Origin of the sequence: Furfurilactobacillus rossiae (genome assembly GCF_013394005.1) — a bacterium.
Classification (GTDB): Bacteria; Bacillota; Bacilli; order Lactobacillales; family Lactobacillaceae; genus Furfurilactobacillus; species Furfurilactobacillus rossiae.
Genome location: NZ_CP040586.1, coordinates 847,515 through 865,766, shown reverse-complemented (window position 1 = coordinate 865,766; position 18,252 = coordinate 847,515). Strand labels below are relative to the sequence as shown.

Below are 18,252 nucleotides of genomic sequence, written 5' to 3'. Positions count from 1 at the left end.
CCCCTAACAAACCGTAACTTTTGATTAAAGCCAACCAACCACGTGAAGTAAAATACCAAAGATGAAAATACCAAGAATGATGATGATTGGTGAAACTTTCTTCTTTAATAACCACATACATAAGAAGGTCAGTAACAGAGCAGCTAAACCAGGAATCAATTGATCCAAGTTATCTTGCAATGTCGTTACTTTAACTTTATCTAATGACAAACCTTTACCCAAGTTGTATTGAGTTAAGGCTTCTTTGATTCCATTGGCGCCCTTTGGCAATTTATTCCAATCAATGAAGGCACCTTTTTGTTGGGTAATCCGTGAAACAACGGGCTTGAAGTCAATCTTAACCCAACGTTGAATCAGGGCTCCAATAACAAACATCCCCATCATGGAAGCGCCACGAGTAACTTTCTGTAATAAACCACCAGATAAGTCATCGGTAATCCGTGAACCGGCACGGTAACCAAATTCTTGGGTGTACCACATAAATGCCCAACGGATTAAGTTCCAAAGAACGAAGAACAGAATTGGTCCGACAATGTTACCGGCAATCGCCAATGATGCACCTAAGGCACCAACAATAGGACGAACGGTGTACCAGAAGACTGGGTCACCAACACCGGCTAACGGACCCATCATCCCAACTTTAACCCCTTGAATGGCAACATCGTCAACGGGCGCACCATTGGCACGATCTTCTTCTAAGGCTAGCGTAACACCAATAATTGGTGAAGCTAAGTATGGGTGAGTATTGAAGAATTCCAAATGACGTTTGTAAGCGGCAATTCGGTCTTCTTTTTTTGTATATAACTTGTTCAGGGCAGGCATGAGTGAATATAGCCAACCACCGTTTTGCATACGTTCATAGTTCCAAGAACCTTGAATGAACGTTGACCGCCAAGCAACCTTTAAACGGTCGTTTCTTGTTAAACTAATCTTTTTAGTATCAGTTTTATTATCAGCCATTTTCGTTTCCCTCCCCTAATTTTAATAGTCGTCCAAAATGTCGCCTAACGGATCACCGGTGTTATTGTTGCCACCGCCTCCGTTACCGCCATTTGAACCATGTTCATCGAGCTTCAAGTACATCAGAGCCATGGAAAGGCCGATAGTACCAATAGCAATTAGAGTCAGGTCAGTCAATGCAGCAAGTGCAAAACCAATTGCGAAGAAAGGCCAAACTTCGGAAGAAGCCATCATGTTGATAACCATGGCGTACCCAACGGCAACAACCATGCCACCACCAATGGCCATCCCATCTGATAACCATGCAGGCATTGCTTCAAGCATTGCCCGAACTTGTGAAGCTGGGATAATCAGCAGTAACGCTGCTGGAATCGCAATCCGCAAACCTTGTAAACAAATACAAATTACTTGCCACATATCAATCGTGCGGTAGTTACCTTTTTCAGCCGCTGCATCCATAATGTGGATGATAGCAACCGTGATGGTACGAACAATCATGGTTAAGAACAAACCGGCAACGGCCAGTGGAATCGCAATCGCGATAGCTGAACCAATACCCTTAGTTCCTTGACCACCTTGAACCAAAATAATAGCAGATGCGACTGATGCCAATGCGGCATCGGGTGCAACAGCGGCACCAATGTTTGCCCAACCTAAGGCAATCATTTGAAGGGAACCACCCAAAATAAGTCCGGCTGTCAATTGACCTGTAACTAAGCCAATTAACGTACAAGCGATTAAGGGTTGATGAAATTCAAATTCATCCAAGATTCCTTCCATGCCGGCAAAGAATGCAACGATTACAACAAGAATCATTGATATAGCAGACATTTGAAAATCCTCCTATCTATGTGGTAAAAATTATGAATTTTGTAGTTCTTTACGAGCCTTTTCAACGATGTCGTCCATGTTGGCTGATGAATCATCCGGCACTTTCCGAACGTCGAACTTAATGCCCGCTTGCTTAAGTTTATCGAAGGTCTCAACGTCTTCTTTACCAAGTGACAGAACCTTGCTGACAGCAACTTTGCCAGCTGAGTGAGCCATTGAGCCGATATTCAACGTCTTGATATCCACACCACCCTGAATGGCACGTAATGCGTCTTCTGGTGTTTCAAACAAAACCAACGCCTTTGTGGCACCAAAACGAGGATCCTTGGCAACCTCAATCATCTTGTCGACTGGGATAACGTTGGCTTTAACACCCGGTGGTGTTGCCTCAACGATCATGTTCTTACGTAGCTTATCCTTGGCAACATTATCTGAAACAACGATAATGCGGTCTGGATTAACAGAACGGGTCCATGCAGTGGCAACTTGCCCGTGAAGTAGACGTGAGTCGACACGTACCAATCCAAACTTAATGTGCCCATCGCCTAAGACTGTTCCTGGCGCAATTGCGGCTTTTGGCTGGTTACTGCCAGTATCAGCCTTGGATGCTTCTTCCTTTGGCTGTAACGACTCTGGCTTGATGCGTACACCATCTTTTGCCGTTTGTAGGATATGCGCAGCAATTTCATGTGCGTTATCCATTGTCATCCGGGAACCGTAAGCTTCAATGACCATTGGCAAGTTCATGCCGGTCACAATAGCCCACTTATCCTTGTGTTCTTCAAACAGGCTGTTTGCCTGATTAAATGGTGTTCCACCCCAAAGGTCGATCAGAATCAACACTTGATCTTGATCATCAAACGTTGATACTGCTTTTTCGAACTTGGCGTGGACATCATCTGGGCCTTCACTTGGCAGCAAGGTGACCGTTTGCACGTTCTCCTGTTTGCCGAAGATCATTTCACCTGATTGGTAAATACCTTCAGCAAAGCCGCCATGACTGGCTAAGATAATCCCTACCATGTGTGTCCCTCCTAAATTAATAAAATGTGAAGCCATTAATCATTCGCAACATTTAGTTTTAACTAAACGCTACTGGAAATCAAATCAGATGCCTTCCTGCGCCAACAACGCCATTAAATCACGTTTTTTATCCGTTGGCACCTTTCGTACTTCCAATTCGACGCCCGCATTATGCAATTCGCGGAAAGTTTGTGCATCATCTCCACCAATTGCAACGGCATCCGTAACCATCTTTTTGCCATCCGTAAAGCTCAGGCTACCGATGTTAACGGATTTAATCTCAACGCCGCTTTTAACAACGCGTAGCACATCGCGCGGAGTTTCGAACAACAAGAACGCCTTGACTTGGTCAAACCGTGGATCCTGATAAACTGAAATCAATTTATCAACCGGAATCACATTGACCTCTACACCAGCTGGTGCAGCTTGCGTGATCAACGTTTTCCTCAAGTTATCCTTAGCAACGCCGTCTGACACAACCAGGATGCGATCTGGAGAGATTGCCTTTGTCCAAACCGTAGCCACCTGACCATGCAATAATCGTGAATCAATTCTTACCAACCGAATGTCCATGCTCATTAGTTGACCTCCTCGTCAGGTGTCGTTAAATCTAAATGTTTAACGCCTGCCTTAGCGATTTCCTCTAAGTGCGGGACCACCTGATCCAATGTTTGGTTGCGAACGGTATACGCCTCAATCAGCATTGCCAGATTCAAACCAGTGATTAGACCCATCCGGTCCGTGTGCTCGGCAACGATCCGACTAGCAACATTGAACGGTGACCCACCCCACAAATCAACGAGGAACAACACCTGATCATCTTCGTCAAAACTTGCCAGTGTCCGGTCAAACTTCTTTTTCAAGTCATCTGGACCTTCATCTGGCATGAACGTCACGGTAGCCACTTTCTGCTGGTCGCCGAAAATCATCGTGGCCGATTGCTTGATGCCGTCCGCAAAACTACCATGACTGGCTAAAACAATTGCTAGCATTTCGCGTGCACCTCCCTTCACGACTTAATCAGGAACAATGTCAATTATATGGCACAAGATTGACTTTTTCACTACATACGTATTATAGCCGTTAAATGATTGTCAGTAAAGCGCTTACAATCCTGTTTACAAAAATCCGTTGAAACCATCTTGATATGTACGTGAAAGCTTGTCCCTAATATCTTAAGCACGTGACTAGCATACCGTAGTGAAGCGCTTACATCAAGTACAAATCACCCCCTAAGTGTCCGAAAAGTTTCAAAATGGACTAGACAGGTTGATAGACGGGCATTTTCTGTTTTTAAAAAATTTTTGATTTTTTTGATAAGTTATCTGCCTTTTTATATGGGTTCCATTCAGGGGGTTTAAAAGATGGTGTCGAGTGCTCTCGCTTTCATTCCTTTTGTGGTCTATTTACGGTACAAGATGCAGTGTATTCGTTCATTAAAGGAGACAACGCCTTGAATCATCATAAGACGCTATCTCCTTTAGTTTTGTCGCCTGTTCTAACTGAAAATTAGGGGTAATTTTTCTGAAATTAATCTTGTAATGCAAGTTGATCCGCATCTAAAATCGCAATTTGATTGCCGCGACCCTTCTTTAACCAACCAGCAGTCTGAAATTCATTTAATTTACGACTAATCGTTTCCGGCGTAGTACCAAGGTATACCGCAATTTCCTTCTTTTGAAGCGGCAAAGTGAACATTGTCTGCGCTGGAAAACTTGCAGCCGTTTCAACTAAATAGTCAGCAAGACGACCGCCAATTGAACTCGTGGTCACACTTGTTGCCTTACCCTCTAGTTGACTGATTCGTTTGCCAAATTCATTAAGGATACCAAGCGCTAGTTGCGGTGCCTTTGCCAACAACGCTTGAAAGTCCGACCGCTGAATTGAGCACACCTGAGTTGGCACCAGTGCTTCCGCATAACTTGTCCGTGCAACTGGATTGAAAAGTGCTGCCTCGCCATCGAAATCTCCCGACTGAAGTAAGTATAATAATTGTTCACGTCCGTTGGCGGCCAGCTGATAAACTTTGGCCTGACCAGCGGCAATAATAGTCAACTGGTCAGCCTCGTCGCCAGCGTTAAACAGCGTTGCGCCCTTTTCATAAACATGTTCATGAACAATGGCACTCACCTGCTGTAATTCAATCGCTGTCAATTGCTTAAAAATTGGTACCAGTTGAATACAATCATGTGTCCCCAGTTTCTGTTCCCGCATCTTGGCACCTCCTTATATACAAGATATTGTAACAGGTAAATCCCAAAGTAAACTTGATTTGGATCAAGCGTATAAAATGCTTTGTTTTAGTAAGCATATCTGTTACACTAAACAGTAATCGTTACAGTTTTTGGAAGCAAGCATTGTTATCGTCATTATGAAGTTAGTCAATTTTAGGAGGAATGAATTCAGTTTATGGCAAAAAAATCTAAGATCATTAAAGAACAACGCATTGAAGCTACCGTTGCGAAGTACGCTGATCAACGTGCTCAAATGAAAGCGGCTCATGACTACGCTGGGCTCGCCACCCTGCCGAAAAATGCTTCACCCGTACGCATTCACCGTCGTGATAAGATCGATGGTCGTCCGCATGCTTACTTGCGCCAGTTTGGCCTATCACGGCTCAACTTCCGTCAGCTCGCCTTGCAAGGCAAAATTCCTGGTGTGCGTAAAGCTAGCTGGTAATGCGTTAGTTCAGCCCTTTTATATAAATGCGTTTTGACTAAAAACTGCCAGAATGATGAGTTTGCTCATCACTCTGGCAGTTTTGTTTGGTCTTTTATAGTAATTTATTCATCCGTTTTTGCTGAAAGGTCCAAACTCTTACGGATTTCATTGGTAACCCGTTGTTTCTCGCTTGAACTAACCACTTCAAACGACTGGCCATTAATCATCTGACCTTGTCCTTGCATGTGATCAGTGGTCATGTCCTTCGTGGAAGACCGATAGCTAGATGCAAGTTTAACCAAGTCAGAACTGGTTAAATCTGTTTGTGACTCATTAGCAATCGAGTTTAAGAAGCTAGGATTCAAAACCGTCTGAACAGAAATGGACTTTCTAAACAGCGCTTGGACAACTAACCGTTGACGTGTTTGACGCCCATAATCGTTTTGAGGATCATCATAACGCATCCGTGAGAACTTCAAGGCAGTTGAACCGTTCATGTGGTAGGTTTGTCCCTTTACGAAAGAGGCACCCTCATAGTTGAACGTTAACGGTGATGTAACCGTCACACCACCCACTTCATTAATCGCCTTTTCCAAACCACCCATGTTCAACAACGCATAGTAGTCAATTGGAATATTTAACAGATTCTGAACTGTCTTAATGGTTGTCCCAACACCACCATATGAGTACGCAGCGTTGATTTTAGCCGGTGAATCCTGAGGATAACCAGCAATATCTGTCATCGTGTCACGAGGTAAGCTGACAAGCAGCATCTTCTTAGTCCGTGGGTTGATGGTAGCAATCATGATCGTGTCGGTTCGACCTTTATCGGTTCGTCCCAAAGCACCGGTATCAGTTCCCAAGAACATAATTGAAATTGGCTTCTTACTCTTTAGCACTGACTGTGTGTCACGCGCCTTAGTAATTCCTGCCGATTTATAAGCTTTGTTGCTGGCTGAATTGATGTTGTGATAAGCCATTGCCCCAAAACCGACAATTGCTAACACTAAGACAATGACAATGCCCCAGAACCAGCGCCAAGGATGAAAGCGGTGACGGCCATTGCCACCCTTTTTATCACTCGTTGGTTGTTCATTATGGCGTTGCATTCTTGATGGTTCTTGATTTGGTTCGTTATCCATATTCGGGTCCCCCAAGGAATTAATTCTTCCTAATTACTCACGCCTACAGATTGTAAACCAAGTTTGTCCACAAGGCGAGAAATAACGGTAAACATTTACCGTTTATACCGCGATTTTAATTTTTTCTTATGAACACTTGCCTACTTAGTTGCGCAAACGCACTTTCAACCTTTTGTTTCGAATTATCTCGTTAGTCTGTTTGTGATTCCGTTACGTCGACCAGAAGCTCCGTTCCACTGGGACCGGTCTCAGCCTGCTCCGCAGTCTTCCACCTCGACTTTAAGCCTTCATAACCCGAAGTCTCAAAGCTCGTCCTGCCTGACTAAGCGGACTCAAAACGCCCACTAAGTCAGGATTTCACGGAACTCCGTTTCTGGTCGACTTCGCTTATGTACAAAGTGCTTAGCGAAAATGCTACATCAAATAACCTGCGGATTATCGCATGCTTCTGTTGATTAAGAACAAAATTACAAACTGAGCTGGAGGGCGTCAAAATTGAATGTAAGCCGTGAAAGTGGTGTTGATTCGGCGATTTTTCCGAATTTACAGCACAGGACGGCCGTGGAGACTCGGGGGCTCACGAGGCTTCGCGGCGAGGTGAAAGACTGTGGTCTACAGGCTTGAACCGGTCCCACGACTACGTTCAATTTTGACAACCGTAAGCATCGCTTAACCACTATGTTTACCAACGATAAAAATATCCGCTACCAAACAGACAAAGTGCTCGGCAGCGGATAGTTTCAATTAAAGTACAAATTAGTTTTCTTGAACAGTTGGGCGTAACAGAATCTCGTCGATACCAACATTTTCAGGTTGGTCAATGGCATAAAGAACTGCGTTTGCCAAATCTTCTGGGTCCAAGCCGATTTCTTCTTCACGAGCACGGGCCTTCTTTTGTAATTCAGGATCGCCAACAGTCTTCCATAATGCGGTGTTAACGTTACCTGGTGATACGATGGTTGAGCGAATCATGTTAGGACCTTCCTCTTGGCGAAGAGCATCCATGATAGCACGAAGCGCAAACTTAGTCCCTGAGTAAATGGCAGCGTTAGGGTTGATAACGTGACCGGCATTTGAGTCAGTTGCGATAAAGTGACCAAAACCTTGTTCCTTCATGATTGGCAATGCGGCAGCAATCCCGTACAGAACACCCATAACGTTAATTTGGAAAGCGCGTTCCCAATCTTCAACCTTCAAATCACGTAATGGTGAGTTAGGCATAACACCGGCATTGTTGTACATAACATCGATCTTGCCATACTTGTCGTGAGCTGCCTTAACAAAGTCAGCAACAGAACTCTTGTCGGTTACGTCAACAGTCTTATAAGCTGCTTCGCCACCATCTGCTTCAATATCTTCAACTTGTTTCTTCAACAGGTCTTCACGGCGGGCACCGATGAACAACTTGGCACCATGTGCAGCTAACTTCTTAGCAGTAGCAGCACCAATACCAGATGAAGCACCTGCAATAACAACAACTTTTCCTTTAACAGTCATAACTAAAATCGCTCCTTTTTTAATTGTATGCTAAGCCCGTTCCCGAGCTTCGGCATCACTCTATAGATTTTCCTTGATCTTGTTGATAATATCTTCGTATTCTGAATCGGTTAACTTCTTAGGGTTTTCAGGGTTATTAACGAAGGCATCGTTCCAATCACTGTCGCCAGGCTTCTTTGGCACAACGTGAACGTGCAAGTGAGAAACCGTGTCGCCATAAGTTCCGTAGTTAATTTTACCAGGGTTAACGGCTTTCTCAACAGCCTCGGCTGCGTGTGCAACGTCATCGTAGAATTCGTGACGTTCAACATCAGTCAATTGGAATGGTTCGTCAACGTGCCAGTTCAAAACAACCGCGACACGACCAAGGTGTGTTTGGTCACGTGCTAAATAAACTGTGGCAACATGCAATGATTCGATTTCAATGTAATTTGCATCAAGCTTTTCAGTATGAGCACAATACATACAATCTTTTTGGAAACGTTCAACCATGATAAAAACCTCTCTTTATTTAAAATATTTGATCACTAGTTAATTGGGTGGCTCTGTGTTTCTGCATCGGCAGTAACTTCTTCATCCGAAGTCTTTGCCGTTTGAGTCGCACTCTTACTTGAGTGCAAACTGAGAACGATCAAGCCGGTAATAATCAACGCACCAGCTAAGAAGTACATCCCCACCGTTGTGCTACCAGTGGCGCTCTTTAACCAACCAATTGCATATGGTCCAAAGAAACCACCAAAGTTACCAACAGCGTTCACAATACCTAATCCAACGGCAGCAATCCGAGGATCAACCGTCGTGGTGATTGCCCAGTAAGGACCGGAGTATGCGTAAACCCCAATGGCAGACAGGCAAATGAAACCAACGGACATAACAGGAACAGATGTGGTTAATGCGGCACCGATAAATCCAAGGCCACCAAGCAATGCACCACCGGCAGTATGCCAGATTCGTTCACCACTACGGTCAGACCACTGACCGTTGATAACTAACGCAACTGCACCAAGCAGGTAAGGAATAGCACTAATCAAACCAACTTGCATTGTAGTCAAGCTGCTTGATAAGGACTTAACCATTTGTGGCATCCAGAATGTAATCCCGTACAAACCGATACAGTAGAAGAAGTTAATCCCAGTCATCTTCCAAATCTTAGCGTCCTTGAAGGCGTCAACAAATGGTGCCTTGATGACTTTCTTTTCACTTTCCTGCTTAACATCATCGGCAAGTGCTTTTTCCAACCAGCTCTTTTCGTCGGCTGTCAGCCACTTAGCAGTATTAGGTTTGTCAGCCAAGAAGAAGACGGTGTAAACACCCATTAAAATGGCAGGAATCCCAATGATAATGAATAACCAACGCCAGCCTTCAAGGTTTAAAGCCATGTGAACCTGAGTGATAATCCAAGTTGCAACTGGCGCACCAATTGAGTTTGCCACTGGCGGCGCAACCATGAATGCTGCAATGGCCCGTGCACGATCTTTACTGCGAATCCAGTACGTAATGTAAAGGGTCATGCCTGGGAACAAACCAGCTTCGGAAACACCGAGTAGGAACCGTAGCACAATCAGCATTGGTACACTGGCAACAAACCCAGTTACCAAGGTAACAGTTCCCCAGAAAACCAAGATAAATGCCATCCAACGACGAGCACCAATTTTTTCCAGCATCATGTTGCCAGGAATTCCAAACAGGAAGTAACCAATGAAGAAGATTCCGGCGATAAACCCATATGTGGTTGCAGTCAAACCTAAATCTTTATCCATCCCTCCAATGGAAGCGTACGTGATACTACTTCGATCCAAAAAGGCAATAAAGTAAATGATAAAAAGATATGGTAGTATATGCCATGTTACCTTTTTAAGAGCGCTTTGCTTAGCCTCTGTCATCATTAACACATCCTCACGCATGTAATATTTTATATTCTTGTGAAAACTTTTTCATGAAGTCGCTAGCTATCCTTCGCTTTCATAAAACATTATAGGGTAGCTTAAGCGCTTACATTTTGCCCTAATTTGCTCAATTTATGGAATTTATCACACTAAACTCATCAGGAGGAAAACCATGTCAGAAGTTCGTGACCTTCAGCTCAAAGTCTTATGGCTCAGCGGTCGCCTGTATCATCGCCATGAAATCGTCGAACCACACCAGCATGATTTTGCACAAGTCCAGTTAGTCCTTAGTGGACAGGAGTATACTGATCTAACACAGTCTAACGGGGACGATTCAGTTTCGGTAAGTGTGTTTGCAACCCAACTTGTCTTTATTCCGCCATACACAACACATTCATTTCACTTCGAACACGAAACAGTTGTTCTCGACGTTAAGTTTGACCTTCAGGCCGACATTGCCGGATTAATTGAAAAAAACGCCAGCCAACATATTTTCGATGTTGAGGACGTTTCTCCCTTTTATGCACTTTTAAACGAAGCCATTCCAGCAGAACAAAAACGATTTCCTGCTGCCGCTTTGCAACTAGATGTTGATTTCAAACAACTCTTACTGTCAACAATTTTCAAACAGCAACCGGCGGAGTCCAGCACGCACAACTTGGACCGACTTATTGATATCAATACTGATTTTCCACTATTAAAGTATCTACAAGATCATTATGCAGAGCCAATTCAGTTGCCTGAGCTAGCCGCCCACTTTAACTACAGCAAGAATTACCTTATCCGAATCTGCAAACGCGAAACTGGTCTCACGCCAATGAATCTATTGCAGCACATCCGTTTGAAACACGCCCAAAATTACTTGGAGTATACTGATTTAAGCGTTAACGATATTGCAATCAAAGTCGGGCTAGACGCTAATTACCTCACTAAGTCTTTCACTAAAACAATTGGTACCCACCCCATTGCCTATCGCAAACAAAGCCGCCAGGAACACGAACGTAACATCACATTGATGAACACGTTCAACCGGCAGTCACAGCCACAAATCAAAAATTCAGTTCAACATCCAATGGATTAACCATATTAAGGAGGCGGTTTTATTTGAAAGATCAAAATGGATGGCGTCGAAACCTAGCTGTACTCTGGCTGGGAACATTTATTGCCGGCATGGGTTTCAGTGAAATCATGCCGTTTTTATCACTGTACGTTGACCAGCTTGGCACTTTCACAAAGGGGCAGCTGACCATCTACAGTGGTGTTACATATGCGGTCACGTTTTTCGTTATTGCCGTAGTTTCACCATTATGGGGACAACTAGCTGACCGTAAAGGACGAAAACTGATGCTTCTGCGTTCAAGTGCAGGAATGGCGATCGTCATTGCCCTAATGGGGCTAGTTCATAATATCTGGATGTTGATTTTGCTGCGTTTCTTGCAAGGTCTCTGCGCAGGTTACATTCCTAACGCGAGTGCGCTGATTGCTACCGAAACACCAAAGGCAAAAAGCGGTAGTGCTCTTGGCATTTTAACTACCGGATATGTCAGTGGAAATTTGATTGGTCCAATTCTTGGTGGTGCACTAGCCGCCATCTTCTCTATTCGGATGACCTTCTTTATAACCGGTTTTCTGCTTGCAGTTGTCTTTTTTCTTAGTCTCTTTTTGGTTCATGAACATTTCACACCAATTCCACGAGCCAAGATGCAGTCAACCAAAGAAGTCTTTGCATCTTTCAAATCTGCTAGAGCAATCATCATACTGTTGATTTCTACCATGCTGATCCAAATGGGTAATAACTCAATCACACCGATTCTTAGTTTGTACGTTCGCGAATTAATGTCGCATACAGCTAATCTGACAATAGTTGCTGGTATTATCGCCGCTCTGCCTGGCATTTCAACTCTTGTATCAGCGCCGCAACTTGGGCGTTTAGGTGACCGCATCGGGACAGAAAAAGTCCTGATGGGTGGCTTTATCTTCGCCGTACTAATGTACTTCCCTCAAGGCTTTGTCAGCACCGTTGGCATGCTGGGCGTCCTGCGCTTTATGATTGGGATTTCGGATGGTGCCTTATTCCCTACCGTACAAACGTTGTTGGTCAAAAACTCTCCCGTTAACGTCACTGGGCGAGTGTTCAGTTGGAATCAATCATTTCAGGCACTTGGCAGTATGTTAGGTTCACTGCTTGGTGGCTTTGTTTCAAACTTATTTGATTACCGCGGTGTCTTTATCTTCACCGCCATCGCGCTTGCAGCGGATTTCTTACTTGTCTACATCGGTATTCCGTCCACCCGCTTTCATTTTCACGCCTCAAATTCGGAAAGTTCAAACTAGTTTTTTAAAAGGAGTTTTAATCATGGATAAACAAGACATCGAATTACTGCAGCAGGTTTACGCAACAGCAGACAAACTCGCACTAAGTACGTCATTAAATGATACTGCTGACGTTAAAGTAATTAATTTTGTCTGGTATGCCGATCAGCCAGATACACTGTATTTTTCCTCCGTTCGTGGCAGTAACGCGTTAGCAATTTACGCCAAGCACGCAGACGCGGCTCTGATTACCATTCCTCACGAAAGTGAAACCACAAATCCGTTTGTTCGCGCCCATCACGTTACCGTCACCCCATCTGACAAAACGATGGCTGATGACTTACTTCCCCGCTACTTAGAATTGGTGCCTAACTACCAGCACGTATGGGACGCCATTGGACCGCAACTTGTCGCATATGAAATCAAACTTCACGATGTTCAAGTGGATGCCGGTTTAGGCCAGCGAAAAATCAATCTCGTTTTTTAAAAACTCATCCACGACAAAAAAAGATCCTCGTAGTGAAATCATCACTACGAGGATCTTTTTAGACTGGTCAGCCTAGTTAACCAATCTGATTATGCGGCCACCGAGACTTGAACTCGGATGATCGAAGGGATCACAAGATCCTTAATCTTGCGCGTCTGCCAATTCCGCCATGGCCGCATCAACGAAAATAATTCTACCAGACATTCGCAGACTTGGCAATTACTCTTTGACATTCTCCCTGCATATTTCCGTTCAGCACCTATTTATCACCACGAAGCTGCTGCATAATTGGACCATCATTTGGCTGGGGATGCACGCCAAAGAGATCGAGGAAGAATGCCACAATTGGCAACCCAACAATCAGTCCCCAAACACCGAATATTTCTTCACTCACAATCAAGGTCATGAATGTCACAAAAATCGGTAAATCAGTAGCCGTAGCCATAAGACGTGGGTGCAAGAAGTAAGATTCAAAGAAGTGAATCACGATAACTAAGATAATCACTTCCACTACCCGCCAGATACCGCCACTAGCAAACGCAATCAACGTTAACGGCACCATTGAAATGAGCACCCCGGCAACAGGCACCAATCCAAGAATGAAGACAATGACGGCTAACACCATTAAACTTGGCATCTTTAGGAAAAATAAGCCGATGGTCATCAAAACCGTGTTAATTGAACAGATAATTAATTGTGTATCCACAACTGTTCCCAAAATAGTGACAAACTTGCGAACCAAGAAATAAACATTGGTGAAGAACTTTTTAAAACGGCTGTGTAAAAAGGCATCCCCAAAGCGCTTCATGCGGCCGTAAGACGCGGTAAAAATCAAGCTCAAGAAAATGGCGACACCCACATGTGAGAAGGCTGTGCCGACGCTTTCCAGTCCACGTAGCCCCGTTTCCAAAGCCGTTTGACCGTGTTTCATAATTTCACTACTATTGAGTGCTTTATTCACCCATGTGTCTAATTGCTTATCCCAAACTGGATGATCATTGATTGCTTTCATAATCAAATGCGGGATGCCAGAAAACTGGCTAGCCAAAGATGGTGCGGCGTAGGAGATAGCCAGTACAACTAAGCCAATCACCACCACATACACAATCAAAGTCGCCAGCACCTGACCGATGGGTAACCATTGTCGTAAACGAGTCGTCACTTTTAATGCTAAGAAAGAAAAAATCGTAATTAGCAAAATAATGGAGAGAAAGTGACGAAAACAAAACAACACAAAGATCAAAAACGCCAAGGTTAAATAAAGTTGAACGTCCTCTTTCTTAAGCCACTGATAAATTCGTTCCATACCCTACCCCCACATTCATCGATACGGCTATCATAGCGTATTCTGCCATACAGTGTACAATAGCCATTACGACATTCGAATTCTACAGACGAGTTTCACGGTTTCTTAAGATTCTTGAGTATAGGCTTCTGCCAAATTCAACCGGCCACCACAAATCCCGCATGCAAACCGCCGCGTATTGATTCGTCGACGCCGCGTGTATCGCTGACCGCACTTTTCACACTCATAAATATAGATGTGCCGTGATCGTGAGTGGACCGCCTGTCCTTGCCGATGTTTAGGTGCTGGTGCAAAACGACTGCCACCCACCTGTGCCAGCAAGGTTCGAAATTCCCGACTGCGGTGATTAAATGGCAATCCTGCCATCGATAAGTGATAGTGAACCAGCTCGTGCTTAATCACCCCTTCAAGGGTTTCCTCACCGAAATCAGTTAACATCTTCGGATTTATATCAATATGATGATCCCGAAGGTGGTAGCGGCCCCCCGTCGTTTGCAGTCGTGAATTGAACACGGCTTGATGTTTAAACGGCTTACCAAACTCCCGTGTGGAAATTTGCATGACCAACCGTTGCAACTCATCATTTGTCATTCATTTTCCTCCACAATTTCATCGCTCAATGAAAAACCACTCATCCCGATGTTCAGAATGAGCGGTTCATTTCTGTTAGCGTCATGTGCTACATTCTATACCCTTTACATACGTAAAAGAATTCAGATGTAACGTCACTAAGCGTTAGTTGCCATGATTGTCTGAATGAGACGAATGATTCGATCCATGGCTTCGTTTTGGTCAGCCTCTGCCTGAGCAAACTTCTCCGTGTCGACCGTGTGTTCCTTAACATTCAAACTGTCCGTCATCGTCTGGCAGGCATTGGCATAGGTATCATAAGCATGCTTAAGTGTCTGGTGCTTCCCCATGAAACGTGCAGGCGCTTGTAATTTTTTCAATTTATCGTTGTAGCTCAGATAACGGTCCGTGCCATCCTGAAATTCTGACTGAATATCAGCGAAATCAGCATCACTAAGGTCACTCAACTTATCAGCATCCATCGCCGTTTTTAGCTTCGTGTAATAAGGTTCCAAATCCTTTTGGACATCTTCTGTATCCGCAATTGTTCTGGACAATGTTTGCCCGTACACCATCATTAAGTTCTTTTTCACAATTAATCTCCTTGTCCGTTATTGCTCGGGCATTACCGAGCTTCGGCATCACTCTTCTAAACGTGCACTCAACTTCTGAATTCTGTGCATAAGTCCTGAGTCAAAGCATTCGGAAATGCACCGAATCATTCGACTCGTTTCTTATTGCTCGAATTCAACCAAAGTTGAGCATCACTCTTCTAAACGTGCACCTGTCGCTCAATTCCCTGTGCATAACCCAAAACTGCCTGCCCACAAGCAAACTGCGCTTGCATGCCGCCACCTTTACGTTATTGCTCGGGCATTACCGAGCTTCGGCATCACTCTTTCTTAGACGTTGCACTAATTTTACCACTTCCACGATTAAAATCATCGTCACACCTGCACCAATAACGATTAACCACTGGAACCAATCCAATGTTGTGACGTGGAAGAGTGTGTTAAACCCAGGCACAAGGATGGTCGCGGCCAACAGCACAAACGCCACCAAAATGGCCCAGTTAAACGCACGGTTCTTAAAGAGTTGCTTTGTAAAAATTGTTCCATGAATTGATTTTGAATTAAATGCATGGAACAACTGAATCAATCCAAGTGTTGCAAATGCCATGGTCAAAGCATCCGCATGAATTTGTTCTGCACCAGCATGAACGGGGAATGTCAGGGCTAGCCAGTAAACCAAAAGTGTCAGCCCACCTTCCAACAATCCCTGATAGATAATGTTGCCAAACACGCCGCCGGATAAGAAGTTTGACGTGCGACCACGTGGCTTCTGTTTCATTATATTCTTTTCAGCTGGTTCCAGTCCTAACGCAATCGCTGGGAACGTGTCGGTCACCAAATTGATCCACAAAATATGCACAGGTGCCAAAATCTGCCACCCCATCATGGTCATTACAAAAAGGGTCAACACTTCACCTAAGTTTGCAGATAGCAAGTATTGAATGGCCTTTTGGATGTTAGCAAACACTTTACGACCTTCACGAACTGCCACCACGATTGTGGAGAAGTTGTCATCAGCAAGAACCATGTCGGATGCGCCTTTAGACACTTCTGTCCCTGTGATTCCCATCCCCACACCGATATCAGCTGCTTTCAACGCTGGGGCATCGTTCACACCGTCACCAGTCATAGCGACAACTTTGCCACGTTTCTGCCAGGCATTCACAATCCGAACTTTATGCTCCGGGGCCACCCGCGCGTAAACAGAATATTGCGATACCCGTTTTTCAAAATCGGCATCACTCAGTTCGTCTAGTTGAGCACCAGTGATTACGCCAGCGTCATCGTCGGCCTTAATAATGCCGAGCCGAACCGCAATTGCCTTAGCAGTATCCGCGTGGTCCCCCGTAATCATTAGAGGCCGAATACCCGCGCTTTTAGCTTCGGCAACTGCACCAGCCACTTCTGGCCGCTCCGGATCGATCATTCCAACAAATCCAGCAAAGATGAGCTCTTGCTCAACCTTTTCAGAAGTCATGGTTGCTGGAACTGTTTCAACGGGGCGGTAAGCAAACGCCAATACTCGCAATGCCTGTACGGCCAGCTGATGATTGATCGTCAACAACTGTTTCCGAAGCTCATCCGTCAATGGCACTACTTGCCCATTTAGCTGAATCCGTGTGACCCGTTTTAGCAATTCATCCGGCGCCCCTTTAACGGTAATCCACAATGCGCCAGTATCATCCATTTTATTAACAGTCGTCATCAATTTACGTTCTGAATCAAACGGAATTTCAGCTTGTCGGGGATGTGCCGCTAAAAATTTGTCAGCAGTCACGTTATGATCCATGTTGTACTGAATCAAGGCCGTTTCCGTGGGATCTCCAACTAAGCCATCGGCCGTTAGTTTAGTATCATTATTCAACATCAACAGGGTTGCTAAAGTTCCCTCGTCACTGTCGGTTGTTGCCCCGACACCAACCTTAGCATCACGAACTTCGCCATTAACCACTAGTTTTTCAACCGTCATCTTGTTTTGGGTCAATGTCCCGGTCTTATCTGAAGCGATAATGTCCGTACTCCCCAACGTTTCAACAGCGGGCAAACGGCGAACCAGTGCATTCAGTTTGGCCATACGCGTCGTTCCGAGAGCTAATGTGATGGTCACAATAGCAGGTAACCCTTCTGGAATAGCCGCTACCGCCAATGAAATAGCTGTCAGTAGCATGTTAATCAATGTTTCATTACCACGAATCATGCCGACTGCAAAGACAATTACAGCAACCACCAGAATCAGTGCCGTTAACACTTTACCTAAATGGGCCAGATTTTCCTGCAACGGTGTTTTGCGTTCTTTAGTGTTATCAAGCATCCCAGCGATGCGGCCAACCTGCGTTTGCATCCCCGTAGCTGTAACGACCCCAACACCACGGCCATAGGTCACGTTACTATTCATAAACGCTAAGTCGCTCATGTCCCCTAACCCCACGTTTATGGCCGCCACTGGATCGAGTTGCTTAGTTACTGGGACTGACTCACCTGTAAGCGCAGACTCCTCAATTTTAAGCGAAGCACTTTCTAATAAACGCATATCCGCTGGCACAATATCACCAGCTTCCAGAAGCACAATATCACCAGGCACTAATTCGTCGCTCTTTACCGTCACTGTTTCGCCATTACGACGAACGTGTGCATTTGGCGCCGACATTTCTTGAAGCGCATTAATGGCCTGCTCCGCCTTCGCTTCTTGGAAAACACCAAACACGGCGTTAAGCACCACTACCAGTAAGATAATGATGGCATCCACCACTTCACCGGTCATTGCAGCAATGATGGCGGCCACAATCAACACTACAATCATTAAATCTTTAAACTGGGCAATAAACTTTTCCAGTAAGGTTGTTTGCCGCTTAGCCGCTAACGCGTTCGGACCGTGCTCATCGCGTCTCGTCGACACCATTTGGTCAGTTAACCCATCTCTACTTGATTTCATTTGCTGAAGGGATTCATCAACGGTCCATTGCGCTGCCTGCGGTAATTTACTTTGCTTCACTTAACATCTCTC

18 protein-coding genes and 1 tRNA gene are annotated in these 18,252 nt (G+C 44.7%); 4 read left to right on the top strand and 15 right to left on the bottom strand.

Features of this window, described 5'->3' with window-relative positions; translation table 11 throughout:
• Positions 1–24 precede the first annotated feature (24 nt).
• From LROSL1_RS04010 to LROSL1_RS03985, 6 genes are all read right to left on the bottom strand, one after another.
• Positions 25–960, bottom strand: coding sequence for a PTS system mannose/fructose/sorbose family transporter subunit IID (locus tag LROSL1_RS04010; RefSeq protein WP_178913829.1), 936 nt, complete (start codon positions 958–960; stop codon positions 25–27).
• Between the two features lie 21 nt (positions 961–981).
• Positions 982–1,791, bottom strand: coding sequence for a PTS mannose/fructose/sorbose transporter subunit IIC (locus LROSL1_RS04005; RefSeq protein WP_017262611.1), 810 nt, complete (start codon positions 1,789–1,791; stop codon positions 982–984).
• A gap of 30 nt (positions 1,792–1,821) precedes the next feature.
• Positions 1,822–2,814 (bottom strand): PTS sugar transporter subunit IIB, encoded by a 993-nt coding sequence (locus LROSL1_RS04000; RefSeq protein WP_017262610.1) that lies wholly within the window; start codon positions 2,812–2,814, stop codon positions 1,822–1,824.
• 84 nt (positions 2,815–2,898) lie between these two features.
• Complete coding sequence (locus LROSL1_RS03995) at positions 2,899–3,393, bottom strand: PTS system mannose/fructose/N-acetylgalactosamine-transporter subunit IIB (protein ID WP_017262609.1); 495 nt, start codon at positions 3,391–3,393, stop codon at positions 2,899–2,901.
• On the bottom strand, positions 3,393–3,806 hold the full coding sequence (locus LROSL1_RS03990; RefSeq protein WP_178913828.1) for a PTS sugar transporter subunit IIA: 414 nt from the start codon (positions 3,804–3,806) through the stop codon (positions 3,393–3,395). Before LROSL1_RS03990 ends, LROSL1_RS03995 begins: the two co-directional genes overlap by 1 nt.
• A 538-nt stretch (positions 3,807–4,344) precedes the next feature.
• Entirely contained in the window at positions 4,345–5,028 is a 684-nt protein-coding gene (locus LROSL1_RS03985) for a Crp/Fnr family transcriptional regulator (RefSeq protein WP_178913827.1), read from the bottom strand.
• Between the two features lie 195 nt (positions 5,029–5,223).
• Between LROSL1_RS03985 and rpsN the strand changes: the two genes are divergently transcribed.
• Entirely contained in the window at positions 5,224–5,493 is a 270-nt protein-coding gene (rpsN, locus tag LROSL1_RS03980; RefSeq protein WP_017262606.1) for a 30S ribosomal protein S14, read from the top strand.
• A gap of 104 nt (positions 5,494–5,597) precedes the next feature.
• Here rpsN and LROSL1_RS03975 read toward each other — a convergent pair whose 3' ends face one another.
• The 4 genes from LROSL1_RS03975 to LROSL1_RS03960 form a co-directional block, all read right to left on the bottom strand.
• Positions 5,598–6,617: an LCP family protein gene (locus tag LROSL1_RS03975; protein WP_178913826.1), complete on the bottom strand. Its 1,020-nt coding sequence runs from the start codon at positions 6,615–6,617 to the stop codon at positions 5,598–5,600.
• Positions 6,618–7,373: 756 nt separating this feature from the next.
• On the bottom strand, positions 7,374–8,114 hold the full coding sequence (locus LROSL1_RS03970) for an SDR family oxidoreductase (protein WP_017262604.1): 741 nt from the start codon (positions 8,112–8,114) through the stop codon (positions 7,374–7,376).
• 60 nt (positions 8,115–8,174) lie between these two features.
• Positions 8,175–8,606, bottom strand: a complete 432-nt coding sequence (locus LROSL1_RS03965; RefSeq protein ID WP_017262603.1) for an HIT family protein — start codon at positions 8,604–8,606, stop codon at positions 8,175–8,177.
• 35 nt (positions 8,607–8,641) lie between these two features.
• The gene (locus tag LROSL1_RS03960) at positions 8,642–9,997 is read right to left on the bottom strand and encodes an MFS transporter (protein ID WP_225440572.1); all 1,356 of its coding nucleotides are present in this window, start codon (positions 9,995–9,997) and stop codon (positions 8,642–8,644) included.
• A gap of 175 nt (positions 9,998–10,172) precedes the next feature.
• Here LROSL1_RS03960 and LROSL1_RS03955 point away from each other — a divergent pair, with 175 nt between their 5' ends.
• The 3 genes from LROSL1_RS03955 to LROSL1_RS03945 are packed head-to-tail and all read left to right on the top strand — an operon-like array spanning position 10,173 to position 12,800.
• Complete coding sequence (locus tag LROSL1_RS03955; RefSeq protein ID WP_178913824.1) at positions 10,173–11,081, top strand: AraC family transcriptional regulator; 909 nt, start codon at positions 10,173–10,175, stop codon at positions 11,079–11,081.
• 23 nt (positions 11,082–11,104) lie between these two features.
• On the top strand, positions 11,105–12,334 hold the full coding sequence (locus LROSL1_RS03950) for a multidrug efflux MFS transporter (RefSeq protein ID WP_178913823.1): 1,230 nt from the start codon (positions 11,105–11,107) through the stop codon (positions 12,332–12,334).
• A gap of 22 nt (positions 12,335–12,356) precedes the next feature.
• Positions 12,357–12,800, top strand: coding sequence for a pyridoxamine 5'-phosphate oxidase (locus LROSL1_RS03945; RefSeq protein ID WP_178913822.1), 444 nt, complete (start codon positions 12,357–12,359; stop codon positions 12,798–12,800).
• A 92-nt stretch (positions 12,801–12,892) separates the two neighbouring features.
• Here LROSL1_RS03945 and LROSL1_RS03940 read toward each other — a convergent pair.
• The 5 genes from LROSL1_RS03940 to LROSL1_RS03920 all read right to left on the bottom strand — a co-directional run bounded on the left by LROSL1_RS03940 (position 12,893) and on the right by LROSL1_RS03920 (position 18,180).
• Positions 12,893–12,977, bottom strand: a tRNA-Leu gene (locus tag LROSL1_RS03940).
• An 82-nt stretch (positions 12,978–13,059) separates the two neighbouring features.
• Positions 13,060–14,106 carry an AI-2E family transporter gene (locus tag LROSL1_RS03935; RefSeq protein WP_017262598.1) on the bottom strand — a complete coding sequence of 349 codons (1,047 nt, stop codon included), beginning with the start codon at positions 14,104–14,106 and terminating at the stop codon, positions 13,060–13,062.
• Positions 14,107–14,211: 105 nt separating this feature from the next.
• On the bottom strand, positions 14,212–14,697 hold the full coding sequence (locus LROSL1_RS03930; protein WP_178913821.1) for a SprT family protein: 486 nt from the start codon (positions 14,695–14,697) through the stop codon (positions 14,212–14,214).
• A 137-nt stretch (positions 14,698–14,834) separates the two neighbouring features.
• The gene (locus tag LROSL1_RS03925) at positions 14,835–15,269 is read right to left on the bottom strand and encodes a hypothetical protein (protein WP_178913820.1); all 435 of its coding nucleotides are present in this window, start codon (positions 15,267–15,269) and stop codon (positions 14,835–14,837) included.
• 283 nt (positions 15,270–15,552) lie between these two features.
• Entirely contained in the window at positions 15,553–18,180 is a 2,628-nt protein-coding gene (locus LROSL1_RS03920; RefSeq protein WP_236402455.1) for a cation-translocating P-type ATPase, read from the bottom strand.
• Between the last annotated feature and the right edge of the window lie 72 nt (positions 18,181–18,252).

Coding starts and splice junctions, on each gene's coding strand:
- LROSL1_RS04010 (WP_178913829.1), bottom strand. CDS start 960: ATGGCTGATAATAAAACTGATACTAAAAAGATTAGTTTAACAAGAAAC.
- LROSL1_RS04005 (WP_017262611.1), bottom strand. CDS start 1,791: ATGTCTGCTATATCAATGATTCTTGTTGTAATCGTTGCATTCTTTGCC.
- LROSL1_RS04000 (WP_017262610.1), bottom strand. CDS start 2,814: ATGGTAGGGATTATCTTAGCCAGTCATGGCGGCTTTGCTGAAGGTATT.
- LROSL1_RS03995 (WP_017262609.1), bottom strand. CDS start 3,393: ATGAGCATGGACATTCGGTTGGTAAGAATTGATTCACGATTATTGCAT.
- LROSL1_RS03990 (WP_178913828.1), bottom strand. CDS start 3,806: ATGCTAGCAATTGTTTTAGCCAGTCATGGTAGTTTTGCGGACGGCATC.
- LROSL1_RS03985 (WP_178913827.1), bottom strand. CDS start 5,028: ATGCGGGAACAGAAACTGGGGACACATGATTGTATTCAACTGGTACCA.
- rpsN (WP_017262606.1), top strand. CDS start 5,224: ATGGCAAAAAAATCTAAGATCATTAAAGAACAACGCATTGAAGCTACC.
- LROSL1_RS03975 (WP_178913826.1), bottom strand. CDS start 6,617: ATGGATAACGAACCAAATCAAGAACCATCAAGAATGCAACGCCATAAT.
- LROSL1_RS03970 (WP_017262604.1), bottom strand. CDS start 8,114: ATGACTGTTAAAGGAAAAGTTGTTGTTATTGCAGGTGCTTCATCTGGT.
- LROSL1_RS03965 (WP_017262603.1), bottom strand. CDS start 8,606: ATGGTTGAACGTTTCCAAAAAGATTGTATGTATTGTGCTCATACTGAA.
- LROSL1_RS03960 (WP_225440572.1), bottom strand. CDS start 9,997: ATGACAGAGGCTAAGCAAAGCGCTCTTAAAAAGGTAACATGGCATATA.
- LROSL1_RS03955 (WP_178913824.1), top strand. CDS start 10,173: ATGTCAGAAGTTCGTGACCTTCAGCTCAAAGTCTTATGGCTCAGCGGT.
- LROSL1_RS03945 (WP_178913822.1), top strand. CDS start 12,357: ATGGATAAACAAGACATCGAATTACTGCAGCAGGTTTACGCAACAGCA.
- LROSL1_RS03935 (WP_017262598.1), bottom strand. CDS start 14,106: ATGGAACGAATTTATCAGTGGCTTAAGAAAGAGGACGTTCAACTTTAT.
- LROSL1_RS03930 (WP_178913821.1), bottom strand. CDS start 14,697: ATGACAAATGATGAGTTGCAACGGTTGGTCATGCAAATTTCCACACGG.
- LROSL1_RS03920 (WP_236402455.1), bottom strand. CDS start 18,180: ATGAAATCAAGTAGAGATGGGTTAACTGACCAAATGGTGTCGACGAGA.